Raw genomic sequence first — 21,260 nt, 5'->3', positions numbered from 1 at the left:
ATTGGAATACAAGTATAACTGGCAGTGAACACCTCGTGTTGGTGAACTTGGAAGAAGTGCCAGCTGAGTGTTGGCCTCCAATCTCTCTCAACCACGCTGATACAAAAACGTATCAATCCATAAAGCTGTTAGCAGTTATCGAGGACTTCAGAAATCCTATTCCCGTTAAGCCGACAGCGAATTAATGTCTTCCAAGACATTAATGTATTGTTAGAATGATAGCTGTTGTTCTAGGCCACATACACCACTCAATAATATGGGAGACGAATGGACCATCAGCAAAGAATTTCTGCACAGCCCATCGGAGCAACATTTTTTCGGGCCGACTTGCACCTGCACTGTCATGGGGTTTCCCACGATGTTTCGGATATAACGATGACACCGGAAGCTGTTGTTGCAACAGCAGCGAGGGAGCATCTTGCCATCATAGCAATTGCTGATCATAACGAAATTGGCAGTGTAGATAGAGCCATTGCAGCGGCAGCCGATCAACCGGTAATTGTGATACCTGCAGTTGAGCTCTCCACGCCACAAGGACACCTCCTGTGCTATTTTGAAACGTCGGACGCGCTTAAGCGTTTCCATGGCCGACTGACAGTGATGGACAGCGGCCTGCCTAATTCTCGCGTGCAGCAGGCGATGATTGAATGCCTAAATCTCGCTCAGGAACAGGGCGGTTTTTGTATATTGGCACACGTTGACGGCCCCTCTGGCTTCGAGACGGAGGTTCCTGGGGCCTCTCCGCACAAAGCAGATGTCCTGAATCACCCTGCTCTGCTCGGGATCGAGCTCAAGAGTGCAGCATCCGACATTTCCTATTCGTTGACGGATCCGAACCAAAATCGCAGCCAGCTGGGCGAGCTGCGCATCAAAACGTTACAGCTGGGCTCTCGACAATACTTAGCGCGCGTGCTGAACTCCGATGCACACAAGCTTGAGGCACTTGGACGCAATGCGGAACAATCCCGTAAGCTCACCAGATACAAGATGGATACGCCGAGTTTTCAGGCGCTGCGGGTAGCATTGCAGGATGCAGACTCTCGCGTACGTATTGAAGACCTGGTTCCAACGTCCATCCCTCATGTGGTTGGTCTTTACGCAGAAGGAGGCTTCCTTGCAGGTCAGACGATCCAATTCAGTCGGAATCTCAACTGTATCGTCGGAGGCCGCGGTACTGGTAAATCCACAACTTTTGAGGCGGTTCGCTGCCTGGTTGGTGACACCGATACAGCAAGTAAAGTGGTTGACTCCGAAGTCTGGCCAGACGCAATTTATCTCATTTGGCGCGACAAGTCGGGCCAGTTGCATAATCTAGCTCGCCACAAGGATGGCGGAATAGAAAATCTGGACGATCCCAACATGGGACCATGTGCGTTTGAAATCGACTGCTTCGGTCAAGGAGAAGCCCAACGTATCAGCCAGCAGGCACAGTCCAATCCGCTCGCTTTATTGGAATACCTCGACCGATTTATTGACATTTCCGTGGCCAGAGCGGATGAAGAAGCGGCGCGACAGCAACTGTTAGATTTGCAAACCGAAATTGAGGGAGCCGAACAGAAAGTAGAGCAAATCCCAGGAGCGGAACGAGTTCTAGCCGTCACTAAGCAACAATTACAGGCTCTCCAAAAACCTGACGTCAAAGAATTAATCGAACTCCAGCGCAAGCTTGCTCAGGAAAAGCAAGTCCGCACGCAAATCACAACTCTGCTGACTCAGGCTAAACGGGGTTCGTCAACTACACTTTCCTCGCACGAGAATATCAGTGAAATCCGTGAGCTTGCAGATCCAGCGAATCTATCGGTGGGCAGCGCCGAGTTCAAAGCCATTTCCTCAGGTGCGGCTGTTCTTGAGGCGACGCTGACGAATGCTGAAACAAACATCAAGGCTGGAATTGTGGCTTTTGAACAAGTCGTTACCGCCCAGTTGGCGCAATGGCGAGCTAAAGAGTCGGATGCGCAGAAAAAAATCGACGATAAACGTCGAGAACTGGAAGGTTTGAAGATACAGTTTGATATGTCCTATATCCAGAAGCTTACCCAAGACGAGGCACTGCAACAGCAAAATGTAAAAAATCTAAAAACCTGGATCCCTAAGCTTCAGGAACTGCGTACTCAGCGGAACAAAGTTTTACAGGAGCGCTGGAAGACCCGTAACAAGGTCGCCATGCTACGCGAGGCGTTTGGCCGGCACGCCTCGCAGACGCTCCGCCAGGCACTTTCGGATCTCAATGTCAGCTTGAAGTATGAGGCCAGTGCTTACTCACAGGAAGCATCAGAACAAATAATCCAAGCAATGGGCTGGAGAACAAACCAGCAGCCGCGGGCTACATATCTTGTTGAGAACCTTACAGTACCAGCTTTGTTAGAGGCTATTAATAAAAACGATATAAATCCGATTACTACCTTAAAAACGCGAGAAGGTATAGAAATTTTCAATGCGGCAGAAGCGCAAGAAATTATAAAGCGGTTGGGTGCACAGCCAGTGAAATACATGTTGGAGCGTGTGGCGTTGCACGATCGGCCGCGTCTGTTGGTTACAAAGCGTGTTATTAATTCAGACGGTACGGAACGCCATGTATCACGTGATTTCGCCAAATTGTCGTTGGGACAGCAGCAATCTGTGCTGCTTGCGCTGATGCTTGCGGCCGATAGCGACCGACCGCTCATCATTGATCAGCCCGAGGACAATCTGGACGGTGAATTTATCTATGCAACGCTAGTACCTGTATTGCGGCAGGCAAAAGAGCGGCGCCAAGTCATTATTGTGACGCATAACGCCAATGTCGCGGTGTTAGGTGATGCAGAGCAAATCGTGGTGATGAAGGCCAACAATGATCGTGGTGAGATCTTCGCGCGCGGTTCTATAGACCATTCGGCGACTCGGGACTCGGCCTGCGGAATCCTCGAAGGCGCGCGCGAGGCATTTTTACAAAGGGCAAAAATGTACGGTTTATCTCGTCAATAACTTGAATCGACATATTCGATATTTCAAAAAATAGATTGAAACTGTGCAGTCTTAACATAATGAAAGTTCTTAATTTCGTTATCTTAGAATGTTCGACTGCATTGTGATATTTCTAGCATTGAATACCCGCTATACTCCAAGATATTTTTCTACGTTATTTCACCATGGATAGTCACCCCTCTTCCAGCGGAGAACGTGCTGCGATAATTGGATATTCAGCACAGTACCGTGTCGCGGCTGAAATTATCTTTTCAGCTCTGGTAGCAAAAGAGTTGGAGTGGATAGCGTTAGCCGATCCTGATGCTGGGAAATTGGATGACATCCAAGTGGCTACACCGGGTCGGCTAGATGCCTATCAGGTGAAATGGGGGGAGCAAACCGATACCCTTTCGTTTAACGATTTAACTAACGGCAAGGGTGATACAACAGTAGTGTCAAGCAAGGGCTTGATAGGACAGCTTGCGGGCGGATGGCAGAAACTGAAGCAAGCCCACCCCACTCGCCGAGTAGCTGTCCATTTGGTGTCACGCGACATTGCGTCTACAAATGCCTCAATCCCACACGATACCACTACAATTTCCAAAGCGAATCTTCAGGGATTTCTTACCGATTGTTGGGCAGATCGAAACTGGGCCGCCCAAGGGTTTGGTGCCTGCCCCTCCGGATGGGACCCTGCAATTACCGGACTGAAAGACGCATCCGGCTTAGACGAAGCTGCTTTCTTTTCTTTCATTCGAGATTGTGAGCTAGAGTTTGGCTACAGATTGCAGAGTACATCATCCTCTCGCGACGGATCACGGCAAGCAGAGGACATAGAAACAATTGCCTCCTTTCTCTTCCGTACAGTCGGAGCAGACAAGCGAGAAATCCAAATTGAGAGAGATGAATTACTTAGACGTTTAGGTTGGATCGAACGTTTTGCTCAGCGCTTCAACCATGATTTCAGAATTGAAACTCTTTACCAGCCCATATCTTCCACGATAAATGATCTGGAGAGCGCACTAAGCAAGTACAAGCGCGGTTATCTAGCGTTACTTGGTACGCCAGGTTCTGGGAAATCTACAACATTGACTCACACTTTACGCTACCGAAATGGCTTTCGGGTTGTGCGTTATTACGCTTATATTCCTGACAACTTTACTCAGGGGCGAGGCGAAGCAGCGTGCTTTCTGCACGACATAGTTCTTGCTTTGAAATCGCGTGGCTTTCATGGCGGTAAAAGTCTGGCAAAAACATTCGAAGAACAACTTGATGCATTCAGTCAACAGTTAGCAGAACTTCATAATTCATGGCTAAGCGATGGAGTGCTTACGCTGATTCTGGTTGACGGGCTCGATCATATCGAGCGTGAACAAAAAACAACCCGAAGCTTGCTTGAAGTTCTTCCTCATCCGAATACGTTACCAGAAGGCGTGTTGTTCATTTTGGGCAGTCAGACTTTGGAGCTTAAGGATTTGCCACCTGCCGTCAAGGCCCAGTTTAAGGCAGATTCAACGCGTGTGTTGAACATGCGGCCACTTGCACGCTCTCAAGTTTTCGACATGATCGAAGAAGCGGCATTATCAGTTGCACTTACACAAGAGCAAAAGGATAAAACATTTAGATTGTGTGATGGTCACCCATTGGCAACCTGCTATCTGATAAGGATATTGGCGAATGCATCAGAATTGTCAGCGATAGATGCAATTCTGGATAACACCAATCCCTATCAGGGGCATGTTGATCAAGGCTATGATACCTATTGGCAAAGCATCCAATCAAATGCATCTTTAAGAGAATTGTTGGCGTTGCTTGCTCGACTCCGTATACCCTTCGACCCTTTGGAGTTGGAGACATGGTCGAATGAAGCTACAGCGCGATCTCTAGTACGAGAGGCTGGCTTTTACTTTCACAAGGACACACCGCATCGCTGGCGATTTTTCCACAACAGTTTTCGCCAATTCATTCTAAACCGTACTTCGCTGAATTTTTTAGACGAATGTGATGTAACGCGAGATAGGGCTTATCACCGCAAGCTGGCTGATTTGGCTTCTCAGTCGCCTGTAGATACCCATCAAAGCTGGGAAGCCCTTTATCACCTTACCTGCGCGGAAGAGTGGGAATTCGCGTTGAAGCTCGCAACGCAGGATTATTTTCGCCGTCAATTTTATGCGCTACGCCCGCTGGAAGATATCAAGGAAGATATTTCTTTCGCTCTGCGTGCCGCACGCGCAAAGCAGGATGGCATCGCGATATTTCGTTATCTATTAGTCGAGCATGAGTTGGGAGAGCGACAACAGGTACTTGATCAAGTGGATATGCCTGAGCTAATTCTTTCGCTCTATGGAACCGAGGCTACTCTAACGCATTTAATGGACGGGAATAGCCTTCGAATTGGAAGTGATGCTGGTCTCAAATTGAGCCTTCATTTTATATCCATCGGCGAAATTGCGGCGGCACGACTGATATTTGAAGCTGAGGAACCACTGGGGTTATTAAGTGGCGCTATCCCTATTAAGCAGACCAGTGAATTGAAACAATGGGTGGAATGTGCACACCATTTTCGTTCCGTTAAAGAAATAGAACATGTCATAGCTGCACTGAAAGGTGATGCGTCTGATAGAAATTTTGGAGAGGATATTGAAGACATTCATGTTAACTTGCGTCAGGTACTTGTGTCTGCAGTTGCAAAATTTTCCGACACCGACAAATGGGCAAGCATGCGAAAGCTTTCAGTTGAACCAGATGAGCAGGAAGCGCTTTGTCAGCAATTAGATTTTAATATCTGTAATCTGCACCCATCACATCCAGAGGCTAAGGATGCATTAGATCGAATCCTGTCGTGGGCGACCAAAGAAGCTCTGGACGAGTATGAAAGAGTGCTGATCGCTGAATACCTGTTGACAATTCGAGGCGATGTTGATGGGGCAATTCGGTGGGTTGATGGTTTATCTCAGCCTCCGAACTATGAATGGACATCTTCGCAATGGAAGCGGTTAGATCCATTCGCATTGCGAATTCGATTGAATCGGCTTCTGACAGCACTGGGGCGAACAATCGATCCAATTGAGGCTGTACCCGATTCGGATGATCCGCGCAAACATGGAAACGTACTGTTTGAGCGACAGTTGGTTATCATTGCCTCAATCTGGGGGCGCGCAAAAAAGGGAGAAATCATGGCTCCCGATGAGATTATCCGCGCGCTCCATCCCGCGTTGCGTCTCTTTAATCGAGGTCACCGTGAAACGAAAGATTGGTCGGCCTGGTATCAATTCGAAAGTGCGGCAGAAGACTATTTTAATCTGATGATTCGATCAGTCGCCGCTCATGGGCAAGATGCAGTGCGTGAACTTAGCCGTGAATTTGAGCGGCAATGGATACATAACAAAACAGCCGAATACTGGTCTACCAACAGGCGGCGCACTATCGCTTTGGCACTTTATCAAAATGGCGATGATCGCGACATATTCGTTCGCAGACTGGAAGGTTTGGAGCAAGAAATCGGCGTATGGCATGATGTTCACGAGCGAGCCGAAGAGTATGGACTGCTTGCTTTGGCTTGGCACGAAGCCGGGGAAATAGAACGAGGCAAATCACTCGTGCCGCTACTTCTTAAGGGCTCATTCGGCATCTATCACCACAAAGATCGCCAATTGCAGCAATGGGTTGATTTACTCAATGGAGTTGCGGCATATCAACCAGCCTTGATAACTGAAGATATTGGGCGTTTCTCCAGTGCGTTAGTCGTCTTGGAGCAAGCGAGACGTGGGCGCGGAACGCAGGATGCAGCTACTGAGTTGTTGGCCTTGGCCATGTCTCTTAATCCGGGTTATGCAAAGACCTTATTCGATTGGCTTTTGGAACATGGAGGTTTGCATTTCAGCAGCGCGATGAGCGGGCTCCTGCTGGGGGCACTGCGTCACGAGAGCCCACCATTAGAGGCAATCTTTGTGGTCGCTCGCCATTTGTTGATTCCTTTTGATGCTTACGTTTACGAACCACTGGTAGAGCAACTTGCTGCGCGGACGGTGCAATGTGCTATGCCTGAAATCGCTGAACGTCTGATGGGCGAATTGACACAAGCGATCAAGGTTAAAGCCTATCCGGGGGAACGCCCCAGATTATGGCGGGCGTTAATTGCAGGTTTGCGCGAGGCTGGTCAGGATAGTCGGGTTTTCGAGCAGTTGCTCGCTAATAATCCGGGGAAACAAGATAGCTCAAGCGCCAGCTTACTTCTAAAAGATGGCAGGAAGTTAACTGAGGAAGATGTTTCGGTTTTGGTCAACTCATTTGAGCAACTAGTTACCTTGATCGAAACTATAGAGAAGACCGAATATTTCCCATGGTGGAGAGTGATAAAGCCACTGATCGGGCGATTTTCCGCCCAACAGATAAACCGTCTTCTTTCCTTGCTTGAACCTCATGGACTTGACAACATGATTCGCAATATGTGTGCATCGAGACTCCACGAACTCGGCCACACAAAAGAAGCATTGCACATTTTGGAAACCGTATTGAGCGAAACCACTGCATCAGGCTGGGACATAAGTTGGGATGGCGGTAGCCGACAGCATGCAATTAAGGCGCTAATCGCCATTGCACCTGAAAAATGGCGTCCGCGAGCGCTCGAGACTCTCGTCGATGACTACATTTCCGAGTTTCACTATCCGTACAATCTGATTCAAAACCTTGAAGAATTGGCGGAAATGTTTTTTGAAGAGGTGCCATGGGAACGGCTATGGCCGGAAATACGGGAACATATCTATCAGCTCTCAGATTTTTCTCTGGCTGAGGAGCTGGCTCCATCTCCGCATGAGTCAGACCTTACTGCCGAAGAAGCATTGCTACAAGCCGTAGTGTGGACGGCGAATTTGCCTATCGACGAAGTGCGCGATCAAGTGCATTGCGTACTTTGTGACTTTGTAATTCGTAATGTAGCACCAACAGCCACCAAGGCAGTTATCTCGACACAATTATCAGGAGAGCAGCCCAATGTAATCCAAGGGCTTGCAATCTTGGATACAACTTGGCAATTGGGTTCACCGCTCGCACAAGACTTCTCCGACCAGATACTTTCATTTTTGTCTTCTTCCGATTTTGTCTTACGGTGTATGGCTACAGAGCTTGCCGAAGAGCTCGGCCTTAACATCGAAACAGAGCAAAATACTGCAAAACCTTTACCCATGATTTACAGCTTGCATCTGCCGCCTTTGGGGAGCGATGAGCGAGCTGTGCCATTTGACGCCATACGCGCAGACGAGTCATACCCGGACTCCAATGATGCATTAGAAATGGTACGGCCATTTGATGCAGAGTTGAAGTGGCTAAGTCATGCATCTGAAATCCCGCTGGAAAATTTGTTGCAAAGAACATCAACACTGATGCGGCAGTTAGTTCCTAAAGAGCAATGGGACTGGAATGCAGCAGAAATATTGAAAAAATTTCTGAGTAGCATTGAGTTGCAATTGAGGTATAACCGACAAAGACCACAAGTTGCGTCTCGTGCCATTTGCCAAGTTGTTGCTGAACTTGTGGATGCCGGCCGGATAGACATGGATGCGCAGAAACTCACCTACTGTCAGCTTTATCGTTACGATTGGCGGCTTGCCGGAAAAGAGCCTGTGAATCGCCCCAATGTCGTTGCTCCCCTAAAAAATATTGGGCTTTTCCACAAAGAAGAGGAATGGGTAGCGGGGCGAAATGATGCATTCGAGAGCTTCGCCTCCAGCTTAGATGCTGGGTATTTGGTGGTGGGCGAACTGTCGCAGTTCAAGGCATGGGATTGGTCTGTGCCGACTGAGTATCGCTTCTCGATGGCATGCCATCCTGACTGGCCACACACAAATGAATTGAGAGGCGCATCCGATTTTTTTCCACATACATCAATCTGGAATGCAAGTGAATATCCTAATCTTTATCGAGTCAACGAATTCCAAGCATTGATCATTTATGGGTATTCTCGGCAAGTAGCTATTGGTGGCTCAGAATGGTTGGCGTTCAATCCTACCTTTGCGACGAGCCTTGGTTGGTCGTTATCAGAGCACGGCTTATTTAGATGGGTCGATTCAGCAGGTAAAACCATGGTGGAAAGCATCTGGTGGCAGGATGGTCCGATGGATCGTCAACCTCCAAGAAGTAACGAGGTATCAGGAGAAGGTTGGTTGGTAGTTGTTTCGCTGGAGGCTAAATTATCCATTCTTCGTCATTACTCTCCGATAAGTTTCATGCGCGCGGTTAAGCGCTGCTTTAATGATAATAATGAACGTTTTAACGACTTTTCCATTGATAAATTGCCGTGGGAGAACTGATCTAGGCACCTCTCAAACTGCTTATAATTCGTGTAAGCAGCCCTCCCTTGCAGTTGAGAAATTAATGCTTGCAAAAATTTGCAATGACAGAATTCCTGCCAACAGCCAAATAATCCAGATTGGGTAATCGAATATAGCATGACTCAAAAAAACTCATCCTTGCGGCATAGCGCTACTTTTAACCCAATTAAAAACGGAGAGATTACTCCATCTCCTCTCTGACGCCGGTGGTATGCTTACAGAGCGTACCACCGAAAATTATGGACAAGTGTGCGCTAGGAGGTGGCTTGATTGCCACCGACGGTACAGTCATGGAGATGTCTGCTCATATATTATTTTCTTTCTAAACGACTGAAATCGTTCACTTGTAAAACTGAACAACAACGCCGTCAATTAAGTCATCGAAAGTCATTATTTCAAGGTCTCTGTAGTCAGCAACTATCTCACGCCAAATATCAGAGTCAAAGTCACTTCTCCGCCCAACCACGAGCCATCTTCGTGGCTTGCATACTTTGAAGCCATACTTCTTTTCAAACCATTGCCTGTTATTAGGATCATCAAAGTAAGTTGAATAAACGCTGGTTTGAGAGATGTATGAATTTAACCAAGCACCAAATGCTTCTCTATTCCCACCACCTAAAATAGTATTTTTTCCAATATCAGGAAGCTTAAACTATACGATATAGGCATAACCGTTGGGCTGCACAACAAAAAAATCTGGTTTAATAATCTCAGTATTTAATCTTTAGACCAGCCAATTTCACGAATAATGAAGCCTAATGTATGAACAGCGAATTCTGCATCTTCGTCCGTGACTGCACGCAGCTGCATTTTTTCCAATTCATTATCCTTGCCTCGTGGATGCAGTTTGCTAATAATATCTAGCGCTGAACACAAAGCAATCTTCGGTCGCTCTTTGAAGTGATTTCTCACCGTGTTTATCCATGCGCCAAGATCCTTTTCCTCTTGCTGCTCGCTGCTTGTTTCCTGATACATCCAGCGTGAGATCAGCACAGTCGCTGCATTTCGACATTGGTCAACAACCGACGTCGGCAATTCCCGATAGGCAGCATCAAGAACCCGAGCAATCGCCGAAGAAATCCTTTTGATACTTTCAGGATTGATTTTGCTTAAGTCTAAGTCAGGAAGAATTCCAAAAGCTGACTCAGCACGGAGCGTCACGAGGACGTCTTGATTCACGGTACGTTCCGTCTGAATGATGCGCCATAGAGAAAATGCGCTCACTCCACCAATTGCAAGGCGCGCACCTTCGCCCTTATTTGGTTTGCTGAGTAGTTCTGTGCATTCGATAAAAAGACCCAGCGTTTTATTCACTCTACCGCTGCTCCCAACTGACCTCATATCTGAAGAAAGAGCTGGATGCACCTCTACTTGCGTGTTTTCCCAGCCACTGTTTCCAAATTTCTGGAATAAACGTCCTCTACGCACTCGGCTCACGGGGTCAAAAGAATCCTCTCTAAACATCCAAGCAAAGGGATTGGTCTCGAAATTATGCGGCAAGAGCTTGAAGCAGGTCGGGCTCTCAATTAGAGTCGCTTGCGCGAGGACTGGTGTAGGCCAAATTGGATAGCTTGGATCGCCACGCCCCTCGTATACCATCCCTGTTTCTTTATCAAATCCTAATCTTGACATAGCTATTTTTAAATAATCAAAAATTTCCCTACATTATGTGACATAAGAAAGTAAAAGAGCGATAGCATTGTCTTTAATCGAATCATTACTTTCATCTCCTGCTTGATTCGAGCATTTGGTTCGCTTTGCACTTTTCCCGCATGTCCGCCTGAACCTTCTGGCTATGCGGTCAATACTATTGAATACTCTTAGGTATGCTTGACGGTTTCGGCCATCAGCGGACTTGGCCGGTTACTATTACCATACCCAACGCAGCAATCATCTATCACTTCCGCCACACGTAGAAAATGCAAACCAGACTGCTCGTCATCTCAATCTTTCTGCTCCTGTCCGGACTAACGCTTTATGGCGTCTACCATGGCAACTTTAGCCCAGAAACGTCCGGCATCCTCGCAAATTTAGGGACAGGTTTTATCGGTACGGTGACCACTGTTCTAGTGGTGGACTGGCTGTATGAGCTAAGGGAGAATAAGCGTTTGATGCCAAAGCGAATCGTTGCGCAGGAAGATGTACGCCTTCTGGTCGCGCGTATTTATACATTTTGGTTCCAGGCCTATATGGCCTCGGTTCCAGGTGAACTTCCCAAGACTATCGACGAGCTTGTCTCAGACGAATCAATCAATAAAATCCGAAACAATCTTGATATGAACTCTACACCCAACGTCTCGCCTCGAATGAACTGGTGGCAGTACCTTCCCATGGTGCTGCATGACTTCAAGAACCTCGCAGATAGGATTCTCGTTCGACATAGTGAAACGTTAGACCCAGAGGCGTATCACATGGTGAATCAGCTAGCCCACGCTGCGATGGACCCAAACGTAAGCAGCGCTATTCGTCAGTCTGATATCGAATTTGGATTTCCACGACCTCAGGTTTTGGGCAACTTCGTCATAATTGTTGACGAATACTTCCCTACCATGCTGAAGCTTCTCAATTGGTGTAATAAAGAAGCGAAAAAAATCAACCGATTGACAGACAGCCAGGCGATGGCGATTGATAAAAATTTGATTGGCAACAGGCCTGACGGAATGCCCCAGTGCATGATTGCTCCTGAAGAACTAGCGCGGCAACTAATGGAGTTGGAAAAGCACCGCAACGCCGGCTTGGCTGCGGCTGGTGTCGCAGCATACGTACCTAAGAACCAACGAACTAATGACGCTGCCCGGAAACTACCGTGAAGAAGAAAGATGCCAGCAATGACCACAAATATGTTGAAGCTTGAGCTTATGCCTTTGATGCTCGAAATATCAGTGATCTTTGGGTTGAAATCCATATTGGTTCCTAATGCCTGACTTCACGTGCGGCCGCAGGCCGTCACGTGGAAGGAAATGTTAGGCATCGTCGACACAGTACTACTTGGTTGGATAGTCGGCTTTTTCCAGCACAAGCTTGGAATTGAACTTGAACGTTGCTCGCTCGATCTTTTGCATGCCGAAGAAAGCTTCTTTTCGGACATAGTCGTACCCCATTGATGATGAGCCATCAGCCTCTGTGGACCACCAAGCGGGCTACCCCAATGAGTCAGCGACTTCCCGTTTCGTAGTAACGCCCAACTTAAAGCTGGAAAATTTTGCTGGGTCAAATACAGCCTTACCGCTTCGAACATCTTCTGCCTTTGGTGTCCCTAGAAACAACCCGCCCGAACCTGGAAATGGGTCGGTTCTGCTCGAATTCGACGCACACGCAGCCAGAACCCAAACGATAGAGAGACAAATGGCGAAACTCGTTTTCACATGATTCCTTTCGATGCCTAACGTGTTTTAATTTTCATTTTCATTTTCATTTTCATTTTGCAACATTAACTGTCAATGATTAAAATGTCAACATGTTGTAATCCCCTTGAAAACCGCATGGATATTAGCTAAATTTGATTATGCTGGTTAAATATGCAGTATAAATAGATCAACAAAAACATCATCCCTTAAAAACCGCGCTTGCTGGATCAGCTGAACGAACGTTTGCATTATAAGCATGACATTCCGGCTAAGCCCACAGTTGATGTTGTCTAGCGTTAGCAGCATTAAAGGCACGACAAATTCTCAACTCTCGATACAATTGAGATTTTCATTCTAACAATCACAGGGAGAGACAATTGATTGATAGCGACAGCAAAGCGTCTTCCGATCCCATTCTGGATGAAGAGGATAAAGAATGGCTCAATATGGCGCCAATTGGTCGGGAATTCGGTAGCAAGGACTATGAGCGTCTGATGGCGCACGACAATCTGGTTGATATTGCCCGCACTTCCTCAGATCCAGCTTCGTTAGCTCTGCGTGTATTTCTGGACGACGAACGTGCGACACCGGAAGGCTGGGTGCGAACGTATTGGCCTGACGAAGTCATTGATCTGCTAGAGACGAATGCGGTTGCTGAAGTCAGTCTGGATCACGACTTAGGAAATGACCAACGAGGTACGGGCTACGATGTCGTGGTATGGATAGAAGAAGCTGTCGCCTTGCGTGGATTTATTCCTCCGAAGATCACTGTACATTCAGCGAACTCCTCCGCAAGAGAAAAAATGGAGGCAGGGATACGAGCCATTGATCGCCTCTCTAAAACCTGAAAAAATAATCCACGAAGTCGCCATTTATTCTGATTACAAAACGCTCCCATCAGGTAAAAACCGTATCCCTGTCCTCTTCACCAACTCTTCATAGCTGATCGGTTGGGTCACTCGCGCTGTGTCCGTATTTTCTATCCAGTAGGCCCACGCTTTTTTAGTTGTGATGTCGTAGACTAATTTGTAAAGGTAAGTCGGTACCCAGACGTGGTTCTGGCCTATCGTTTCTGGCGTACGATCAAATACGGGACCGGTGATGACATAGACATCACCTGCTGTGCGTTTTATATACTTCCTGGTAGCGACTTCAATACTGTTCCACATTTTTTGATTATTCTTTGGATTCTGCGGCACCATGTTGGCTAACGAAAAGCACTGGGCCATTCCATTGTCTGTGGCCATATCTCCTGCGGGTGCCATGTGTCCGCGATCATATCCAGAGGATTTGTAGTCGTCGAGCTCTGCTCTTTCTGCTCTTGGTAGCCGGGCATCTGCAAAGAATTTCTTTGCACGTTTGACTTTGGCGTCGATCTTTTCTTTATTTAATCGCTCTGCGACATACACAGGGGTTTTACTTTGTCCTGAGTGGAGTACGGCAAATTCATCAAAGCAAAGTGCTCTGGTATTCGATTGGTTGCTGACAACCGGTACCGCGCCATTCACGAAAAACTGTTTGCACTCTGCAAAATCCTGGGCGGCAAATGCATTGGAGATACTGGAGATCAGAATGAATAAAGCGAAGGTAATGCGTGACATAAGTCAGGGGTTTCCTTGTAAGGTGTGAAGTGACGGAATAATCAATCAGTCAGCGGCTAAAAGAGAGAGCTTTGACGTTCGACTTGAAGGTTTGCTTTGACTGCTTCGACCTGCATTTCTGAGGCTGGGTAGCAATTAAAAAATGAACGTGCGAATTCCGGATTCTTACAACTGAGCCAATCGTCATAATGACGCCGGTGAACGATTACCAGTGAGCGTTTTTCGTCGCCAGGCTTATGGAAGCGGTTCATCAGCGGGTGATCATCGGCATTGATCGTGATCTGGGTGAATGAGTAACTTGTTTGGGCACCCTCGATTTCATCCCATTCTTGATAAATCCCGGCGACTGCAAAATCAGCCTCCTCTTTCAAACCGATCCTCCAGCGTTCTGCTTTACCCGACTCGTAGCAAGGTTCAAAAAAGTGTTTCATTGGTACCAAGCACAACATTCCTTCTCTCCATGGCTTTGCATAGGTACGCAACTGACCGATGGTTTCAGCTCGCGCGTTCATCGTTGAATACCGCTTTGCTCCAATAGGCATCTTGTCCTTGGGAATCATGCCATAGGATCCCAGCATGACTTCGCGTTCTCCGTGACTATCGTGCCGAATAATCGGCGCGGCATAGTCTTGCCATGTTTCTGCTTTGTAATCGTCTAACTGCTGGCCGTTGACGCCAAATTCAGCGAGGGTTTCTTTCCGAGTAGGAGTGTAGTTGACGCACATGTGGCGATCTTGAAGAAAAGGTTTTATCTTAGTCGCAAACGGGTAATTCATTCCAGTTTGTCGTATATTCCGAAGACTTGTTCTCTTGTCGCATCTTCCATGAATGTCGGGAACCATCCCGGCTTAGCCTTAGCGTGCCCTTGCCATAACGCTGATTGATCCTATCCAGCGTTTGCATGAGTTCGGGCTTTTCTGGTACTGAGGCAAACATATCTGCCTGATACACCGATACGTTGCTTATCTCGCTGAGAATGCGTATTAGCATGAAATGGACCACCAATTGTCACTATAAATAAGCCAGTGATTGACATTTCAAATAAGCCATTAAATGGCATCTAAAATGAGCCGCCGATTGGCATTCCAAATAAGCCACTGCATGTGATAGAGGTTTATTTCGCTATCATTCGTGATGAAATAGACAATTTGAGAACCATCTATTGATTTTAAAGGCTGCGGTTAGCGACGCGAGCACGCAATGCTTACGCATTAGAGCGACGTGTCGAACTGGAAAGTTTTGAGAGAAATTCGGAAAATGATCTGCACCATAAAAACAAATGGTCTAAATATCATCGTGACCTGCATACTCTCAATACGACAATGGCCGAGCGCACCGAGCGGATCGCTCTAGATTAAAACCACGAATTTAATCATGTCCTATGGGGCGTCCTACATCGGACAGTTCGATTATTGGAAACGCACATAAATGGATGCGGACTTTGGCACCAGAATTGCAAATACTGCTTTTTGAGCGACACGACTATTTGCGCGTTCATGCCGATGGGCGATTTCTTGATAAACTCGAGTGATGAGCAAGCCATGACACTCTAGCGTGCAGGACAATTTTACTGCAAATTAATATCGAATACGGCGTGCAGAAGAGAGTATAGGCAGTCGCACAGATCACCTTCCGAGTGCTGTTAATATGGGCAACCAAGTTGATAAACACAGCATCTTTGATCAACTGTTTGCGATTTACGCTGAATGGATATTTAGCCTCGTTGAGCCAGAGTAGTGCAAAAGAAAGATTTTCGCCTTCTGACATCTTTTAATGGCAAATGACATTGCTCCCTTTGTGGCAATAATTCACTTCGATCGGTGTCATAACAGTGACAACAACAGAGTGTGTGAGAGTTACAACACCGTAAAAGCAGATTCGAAGATGACGCCTTCGCAACTACACTGCACATCGCGTGGTTGATTTTGCAACATATTATTGCCAACAAGCTTTCTTAAGAGTATGCTGGTCTCACCTTACGCGTAGGGCAGATTAGCAGTTGATTGCTTTTGTCCTTGTCGGGCGATTAGCCAGACACAAATTTATTGAGGATATTTAGGTTGCGTTAAGAGCTCGCCTAACGATCCTTCGATACCTCAGGAGCGTTAGGCGAGCTCTTAACGCATCCTTTAGGTAAGGAACCACGAAGACGGCCTCTTCACGAGGCCGTCTTTTTTACGACTTGGACGATGAAGAAGTTTGAAGATCAACTAATTGTCGAGTTCCAATTCTTCGAACATGCGAAGTTCAACGTCTCGTTTTTGCCACCTCGTGTGTTCCTGTGCGGCGGAGAAGTTGATGTCAAGGCGCAGATTCCACTCAGTGCTCGTCAGCGCTTGGTTGCACACTTTGCAGCGCACGAACCGGACCTGCACGATGCATGCATCCAGGCTGAGGACTTCAAAGATTATTTCAAAGAGGGAGCATACTCGGACCTCCTTGAGTTCGAAGCCGACATCGCCAACATTGCTACGTTAATCGTTGTATGTCTTGAAAGCCCAGGTTCTATGGTTGAGCTCGGCCTGTTTTGCATGGACCCCACAACTGCAGGGAAACTGCTTGTCATCGCCCCACATGAAGAAGTAGCTGCCGAGGATTCATTTATTTACTTGGGTCCGTTGGCATACATCAAGCGCCAAGATGCCGACTCAGTTTTCATCTATCCTTGGCCAAGCAAGGACGAGCTCGAGTATGAACATCTGAAACTGATGGTCGGCGACATCAAGCAAAAGCTTGAAAAAATGCAGAAAACTCAAAAGTTTTCAGATTCCAACCCGGCGCACATTGCATTGCTCATCCACGATATTGTAATGTTGGCGCATCCCATTACGGTTACCGAAATCGAATACGCATTGATGGCATTCAAGCTCGACCAAGAGCCCAAGACCGTTACACGTTTGCTGTACTTGCTTGAAAAAGTAGACTTGATATCGCACGTCGTATATAGCGGCGTTACCTATTACTTCGACAAACCTGGAAGCGTACGTCGAATTAAATTCGGCACGGATACGAAGGGAAAAACTCGCGACACCCAGGCAATTGTGATGGCATTTAAAACTATCTACATCTTGGGCGATGACGAACTATCGAAAAAACGTGCTTTGGCATTGAAGCAAATCAACAAGCTGAAGTTGGGGATGAAATGAGTATATTTTCCACATTGGCTGACAAACTTCTGATGTCCGAGGGAGAGCTGCTTCGGTTCGCCCTGACAATGCCGCGCCGATATAAGAAATACGAAATTCTCAAGCGAAATGGCATGGAAATGCGGCTGATTGCCCAACCGTCAAGAGAATCAAAATTCATTCAACGCATGATAGTTGACGAACTCAGAAATGTTCTACGAGTACACAAAGCGGCGACCGCCTATGAAAAAGAAACAGGCATACGCTTGAACGCACTTCGGCATTTGAATAGTCGCTACTTGCTAAAAATGGATTTTAAGAACTTCTTTCCTAGCATCACCCCGGAACTCTTTTTCGCTGTTGCAAAGTCCTCAGGTGTGGAGTTCGAACAAGTGGACAAAGTCTTCTTAGAGCATGCACTATTCTTTCGCTCAACTCGGCGAGCACGCCTGCGAATGAGCATTGGCGCACCAAGTTCACCATTCCTTTCGAACTTTGTGATGAATACCTTTGACCAAGCGATGATGGAATTTTGTGTTGAGAGGAAGATTTCGTATACACGATATGCCGATGACTTGACGTTCACGACTAATGACAAAAATATACTTTTCGACCTCCCTAAGATTGTCGCAGCACTCCTCACTGAGCATTGCTTCAAGAAGATAAGAATAAACAGTAGCAAGACGGTGTTTTCGTCAAAACGATTCAATCGTCACGTGACTGGCATTGTTCTAACCAACAATAATGAACTCTCTATTGGACGGGAACGCAAACGCGAGATTGCATCACTCATCAATTCGTTTAGGTATGGGGCGCTACAAGAAGATGCTGCGATGAGGCTTAAGGGTTTGATTGCTCACGCACATCACATCGAGCCAAACTTCATCGCCAGGATGAGGCAGAAGTATTCAGATGAAGTTGTAAACGCAATTCTGCGTGAACAAATGGCTGGACGAGCTTTGTAATACTAGCTCGCCGATACTTAATGATAACTAAGGCAGTGTACGACAGACGGCGCGTGCCCTACTAAAATAGTTAAACTCGAAAGACTCGGTAAAGGGAAACTAGCAACAGTAAGACCGATCGCTTCGGGGCTAGGCTGTGTGAAAACTCCAAAACTCAAAAAATTAGCGGGTTGAATGACTATTCCTTGCATCGAGAAAACGGCGCAGCGCGTTTTGAGAGCCTGATTTTTGAAGAGCGCAAATTTTTCTGCATTTTCACACAGCCTCAGACGAGTATCGCCGTTCACTGCATTGTCCAAATACGAAAGCTTTGCACCGATCAGTGAGCACTCAGCGGCATGGCGGTCAGCACTCACCAGCGCCTGAGATGCAGCCATTTGACCTGATTTTTTTAACGATGTCATTCGTATAGACTAAAAACAAGTGCATTCCTTAAGATATATCGTATCAACTATTTGATTTACGGATTTATTTTTCTCATCAGTATTTTCGATTTGTCTTCCGAGACCTCAACCTCCACCGAATCACCAATGTGCAAATCCATCTTTGCCAATAGATCCTCTGGTAACTCAATCATCGCATCGCCGCTCCCATCACCAGTATCAATTAAAGTTGCTGTCCACCGTTTAGGAACTGTGTTGGCTGATGTCATTATTTCGCCTCGCGAAATAAGGTTCTGAAAGCACGTGCTGCCATCGTGGCGAATTCTGGCTTGATGGAAACTTCCTCACTGAGACGTTCCCTCAATCCCGCCTGAACAGGTTCATCATCTTCGAGATCATGTAGCGTGTAAGCGATCTCTTTTTTGGTATGTGTTCCAATATCCAGGAAAAATGCCTGAAATCCTGGTTCATCTAATTGAACCAAAATACCTTCTTCACTGTAAGGATCTATAGCGGAAACAGCGTCTGGACGGTGATTATTGATATCCTCTACCTGCGCGTTCAGTTCTTCGACAAACTGAGACTGTGTCTCCGACCCTCCATGCCAAGACAATTCCCATAAAATACCGTGCAGAACTTGTCCTAAATTGATTCCCATCAGCTGGATTTTTTCTAATTCGTGTCCATATTTTTTTGCAGAGAGATCGTTTTCGCAAATGCTGACGACTTGGTTGTAGCGTATAGGGATAAGAAGTAACTCGCGAAGAGGTGTTGTAGAAACACTCCAGTGGATTCTTGTTCCTGCAGGATGGATATTTCCATTTCCAAAATCGTAGTCTTCACGTAACAGATACCCTACGCCATGAAAATCCAATCGATGTATGGGATCATATTCACGCGTTGCGGTATTCAGATGCCACGTTTGATAGAGCTCTAAAAATTCAATGGCATCAGGTGCATAGTCATGACTCCAGGACGAAGAAGCACCTTTCCTGGCTTCAGCCAATAATTCATCGCTAAAGTCTCGTCGTAATATCGCAGTCAATATCGGGGCAGCGTCGAGCAACCGAAAAATGTCTGCCAGCAAGACATCCTTTTCAATCGTGATAGATTCAAATAAGTATTCGTGCGCCGCTGTAGTGATATCGAGATCAACATAGCCCCCTTCTTCCGTCACTTCGTCGTATTCCCACTTACGCCATAAAAGGACAGGGCCAGGTTTCAATATTAATTCGGACATGATGAGGATTTGATCTCATAAAAATAATAGATTTGCGGTACTAGTGCATTCTGAATACTATCACTCACCCCGTAACTGAATAATTTCATTAACTCATTAATCTTTTTCATAGACGATCCCAGCTCTGGAGTTAGCTCATCACAGCTACACACTCCGCTTCGGCTATTGCCACAGAGCCCTCAATTGTCAAAATGGTGAGGCGAAGGATTAAACTCTATAAATTGTTCAATGAGATGTTAAATTTTGAGTTTTTTTTGGAATTCTAAGAAACTAAGTCTTTAAAACTCTGCGCGTTATAAGTTATTTTTACCGTTATCTCACACTTATGTCTGAAGGAGTTAAGCATGGATGACCACAAAAATCCATCAAATCTCGTACCATTTGCAGCGTGGGCCGGACATGGGCTGAGGCCGCCAGAAGGCTATAACAGCTTTTTGGAATATGCGGTGGCGACGATGGATACGAGAAGCTTGGAGTTGAAAGATATTTTTTCGGATGAGAACAACCGCCCCTCTCGGGAAGATTTCAGGCAAGCAGTGAAAGCGGAATTTGACGCACTTTGCAACAAAATTAAAGATTTATAGTGAGTTATCTCCTGCACTATCCTGGCTTCTAGTGAATGTACGCCATTGGATCATTCATCCTGTCCGAATAGCATCGAGGTATTGCCGTACCACGAACAAGTCGGACACATTGCCAGACAACATTCTGGCCAAGGCAGACTCTCCTCCGAATATAGCTTCTGCGTTTGGCTTTGAAATCCATTCGTCAGCTGCTTTAGGATCTGGCAATAGAATCTGCAGTGCTTTGTATATTCCTAAAATGTAAGAAATACGCTCCAGTGTATCCCGGCTGAGATTGGCAGCAGATGGATTCCGCTTCCAGTTATAAAAATTGGAGCGACTTGGCGAACCCAGTAAAATCATCTCCTGATCACTCTTCAACTTCCATGCGGATGCGATGTTGAAAAAGGTCTTGAGACCAATAGCAGATAATTGCTGTGCTTCTGGTTTTGGATTAACTGCAGTTGTGCTCATAGAAAGATCCATATCTGTTCTTTATATTTATTCTAGTAGATATTTGGATATTGATCTCACATTCTCAGATGAAAAACACTACCATTGAGATGGGATGGTCTGTACTTCCGGAGATTTTCTGCGGTACAACCAAATAACGAGTGAAGCTCACTTCTTGGCGATGAAAAATAAATGTTCCCCCATTTGATTGACCGGCCAATATTCGATTTTTATTTGATCGTTGAAGCATGAGTACAGATAAATCCAAAAAAATTAACAATGCCTCAGTTGATCAAGGGATATTTGTGAAA

General features: G+C 46.3%; 15 protein-coding genes. 7 read left to right on the top strand and 8 right to left on the bottom strand.

The window, feature by feature from the left end; translation table 11 throughout:
* Positions 1–267 precede the first annotated feature (267 nt).
* Together ACOTSW_RS00770 and ACOTSW_RS00765 are read left to right on the top strand one after the other, a co-directional pair.
* Positions 268–2,964, top strand: coding sequence for a TrlF family AAA-like ATPase (locus tag ACOTSW_RS00770; protein ID WP_423680472.1), 2,697 nt, complete (start codon positions 268–270; stop codon positions 2,962–2,964).
* Between the two features lie 164 nt (positions 2,965–3,128).
* Positions 3,129–9,251, top strand: coding sequence for a hypothetical protein (locus ACOTSW_RS00765; protein WP_423680471.1), 6,123 nt, complete (start codon positions 3,129–3,131; stop codon positions 9,249–9,251).
* 738 nt (positions 9,252–9,989) lie between these two features.
* On the opposite strand, the gene ACOTSW_RS00760 is transcribed toward ACOTSW_RS00765, so the two are convergent.
* On the bottom strand, positions 9,990–10,904 hold the full coding sequence (locus ACOTSW_RS00760; protein WP_423680469.1) for a hypothetical protein: 915 nt from the start codon (positions 10,902–10,904) through the stop codon (positions 9,990–9,992).
* Between the two features lie 287 nt (positions 10,905–11,191).
* On the opposite strand from ACOTSW_RS00760, the gene ACOTSW_RS00755 reads away from it, so the two are divergent.
* Complete coding sequence (locus ACOTSW_RS00755; RefSeq protein WP_423680468.1) at positions 11,192–12,082, top strand: hypothetical protein; 891 nt, start codon at positions 11,192–11,194, stop codon at positions 12,080–12,082.
* 914 nt (positions 12,083–12,996) lie between these two features.
* A complete protein-coding gene (locus ACOTSW_RS00750; RefSeq protein ID WP_423680466.1) occupies positions 12,997–13,467 on the top strand; it encodes a cyclic-phosphate processing receiver domain-containing protein in 471 nt (156 codons plus the stop codon).
* 33 nt (positions 13,468–13,500) lie between these two features.
* Here ACOTSW_RS00750 and ACOTSW_RS00745 read toward each other — a convergent pair whose 3' ends face one another.
* Genes ACOTSW_RS00745 through ACOTSW_RS00735 form a run of 3 tightly spaced genes read right to left on the bottom strand, consistent with a single transcriptional unit; the run spans position 13,501 to position 15,210 of the window.
* Positions 13,501–14,220: a DNA/RNA non-specific endonuclease gene (locus ACOTSW_RS00745; protein WP_423680465.1), complete on the bottom strand. Its 720-nt coding sequence runs from the start codon at positions 14,218–14,220 to the stop codon at positions 13,501–13,503.
* Between the two features lie 56 nt (positions 14,221–14,276).
* Positions 14,277–14,945, bottom strand: a complete 669-nt coding sequence (locus ACOTSW_RS00740; protein WP_423680464.1) for an SOS response-associated peptidase — start codon at positions 14,943–14,945, stop codon at positions 14,277–14,279.
* 28 nt (positions 14,946–14,973) lie between these two features.
* A complete protein-coding gene (locus ACOTSW_RS00735; protein WP_423680463.1) occupies positions 14,974–15,210 on the bottom strand; it encodes a DUF4113 domain-containing protein in 237 nt (78 codons plus the stop codon).
* A gap of 1,199 nt (positions 15,211–16,409) precedes the next feature.
* Here ACOTSW_RS00735 and ACOTSW_RS00730 point away from each other — a divergent pair.
* Complete coding sequence (locus ACOTSW_RS00730) at positions 16,410–17,366, top strand: retron St85 family effector protein (protein ID WP_423680462.1); 957 nt, start codon at positions 16,410–16,412, stop codon at positions 17,364–17,366.
* The gene (locus ACOTSW_RS00725) at positions 17,363–18,310 is read left to right on the top strand and encodes a retron St85 family RNA-directed DNA polymerase (protein ID WP_423680461.1); all 948 of its coding nucleotides are present in this window, start codon (positions 17,363–17,365) and stop codon (positions 18,308–18,310) included. Before ACOTSW_RS00730 ends, ACOTSW_RS00725 begins: the two co-directional genes overlap by 4 nt.
* A 17-nt stretch (positions 18,311–18,327) precedes the next feature.
* Here ACOTSW_RS00725 and ACOTSW_RS00720 read toward each other — a convergent pair whose 3' ends face one another.
* From ACOTSW_RS00720 to ACOTSW_RS00710, 3 genes are read right to left on the bottom strand one after another with little or no spacing between them, the layout of a single operon-like run.
* On the bottom strand, positions 18,328–18,714 hold the full coding sequence (locus ACOTSW_RS00720) for a hypothetical protein (protein ID WP_423680460.1): 387 nt from the start codon (positions 18,712–18,714) through the stop codon (positions 18,328–18,330).
* Between the two features lie 56 nt (positions 18,715–18,770).
* A complete protein-coding gene (locus ACOTSW_RS00715; RefSeq protein WP_423680458.1) occupies positions 18,771–18,962 on the bottom strand; it encodes a hypothetical protein in 192 nt (63 codons plus the stop codon).
* The gene (locus tag ACOTSW_RS00710) at positions 18,962–19,933 is read right to left on the bottom strand and encodes a hypothetical protein (RefSeq protein ID WP_423680457.1); all 972 of its coding nucleotides are present in this window, start codon (positions 19,931–19,933) and stop codon (positions 18,962–18,964) included. Before ACOTSW_RS00710 ends, ACOTSW_RS00715 begins: the two co-directional genes overlap by 1 nt.
* Before the next feature lie 344 nt (positions 19,934–20,277).
* Here ACOTSW_RS00710 and ACOTSW_RS00705 point away from each other — a divergent pair, with 344 nt between their 5' ends.
* Positions 20,278–20,517, top strand: coding sequence for a hypothetical protein (locus ACOTSW_RS00705; protein ID WP_423680456.1), 240 nt, complete (start codon positions 20,278–20,280; stop codon positions 20,515–20,517).
* Between the two features lie 54 nt (positions 20,518–20,571).
* Here the strand turns inward: ACOTSW_RS00705 and ACOTSW_RS00700 are convergent, their stop codons facing one another.
* Positions 20,572–20,970, bottom strand: a complete 399-nt coding sequence (locus ACOTSW_RS00700) for an MbcA/ParS/Xre antitoxin family protein (RefSeq protein WP_423680455.1) — start codon at positions 20,968–20,970, stop codon at positions 20,572–20,574.
* Positions 20,971–21,260 lie beyond the last annotated feature (290 nt).

Origin of the sequence: Undibacterium sp. WLHG33 (assembly GCF_049544815.1) — a bacterium.
Lineage (GTDB): Bacteria > Pseudomonadota > Gammaproteobacteria > Burkholderiales > Burkholderiaceae_D > Undibacterium.
The sequence above is the reverse complement of the archived record's forward strand: the minus strand, read 5'-3'. Positions and strand labels throughout refer to the sequence as shown.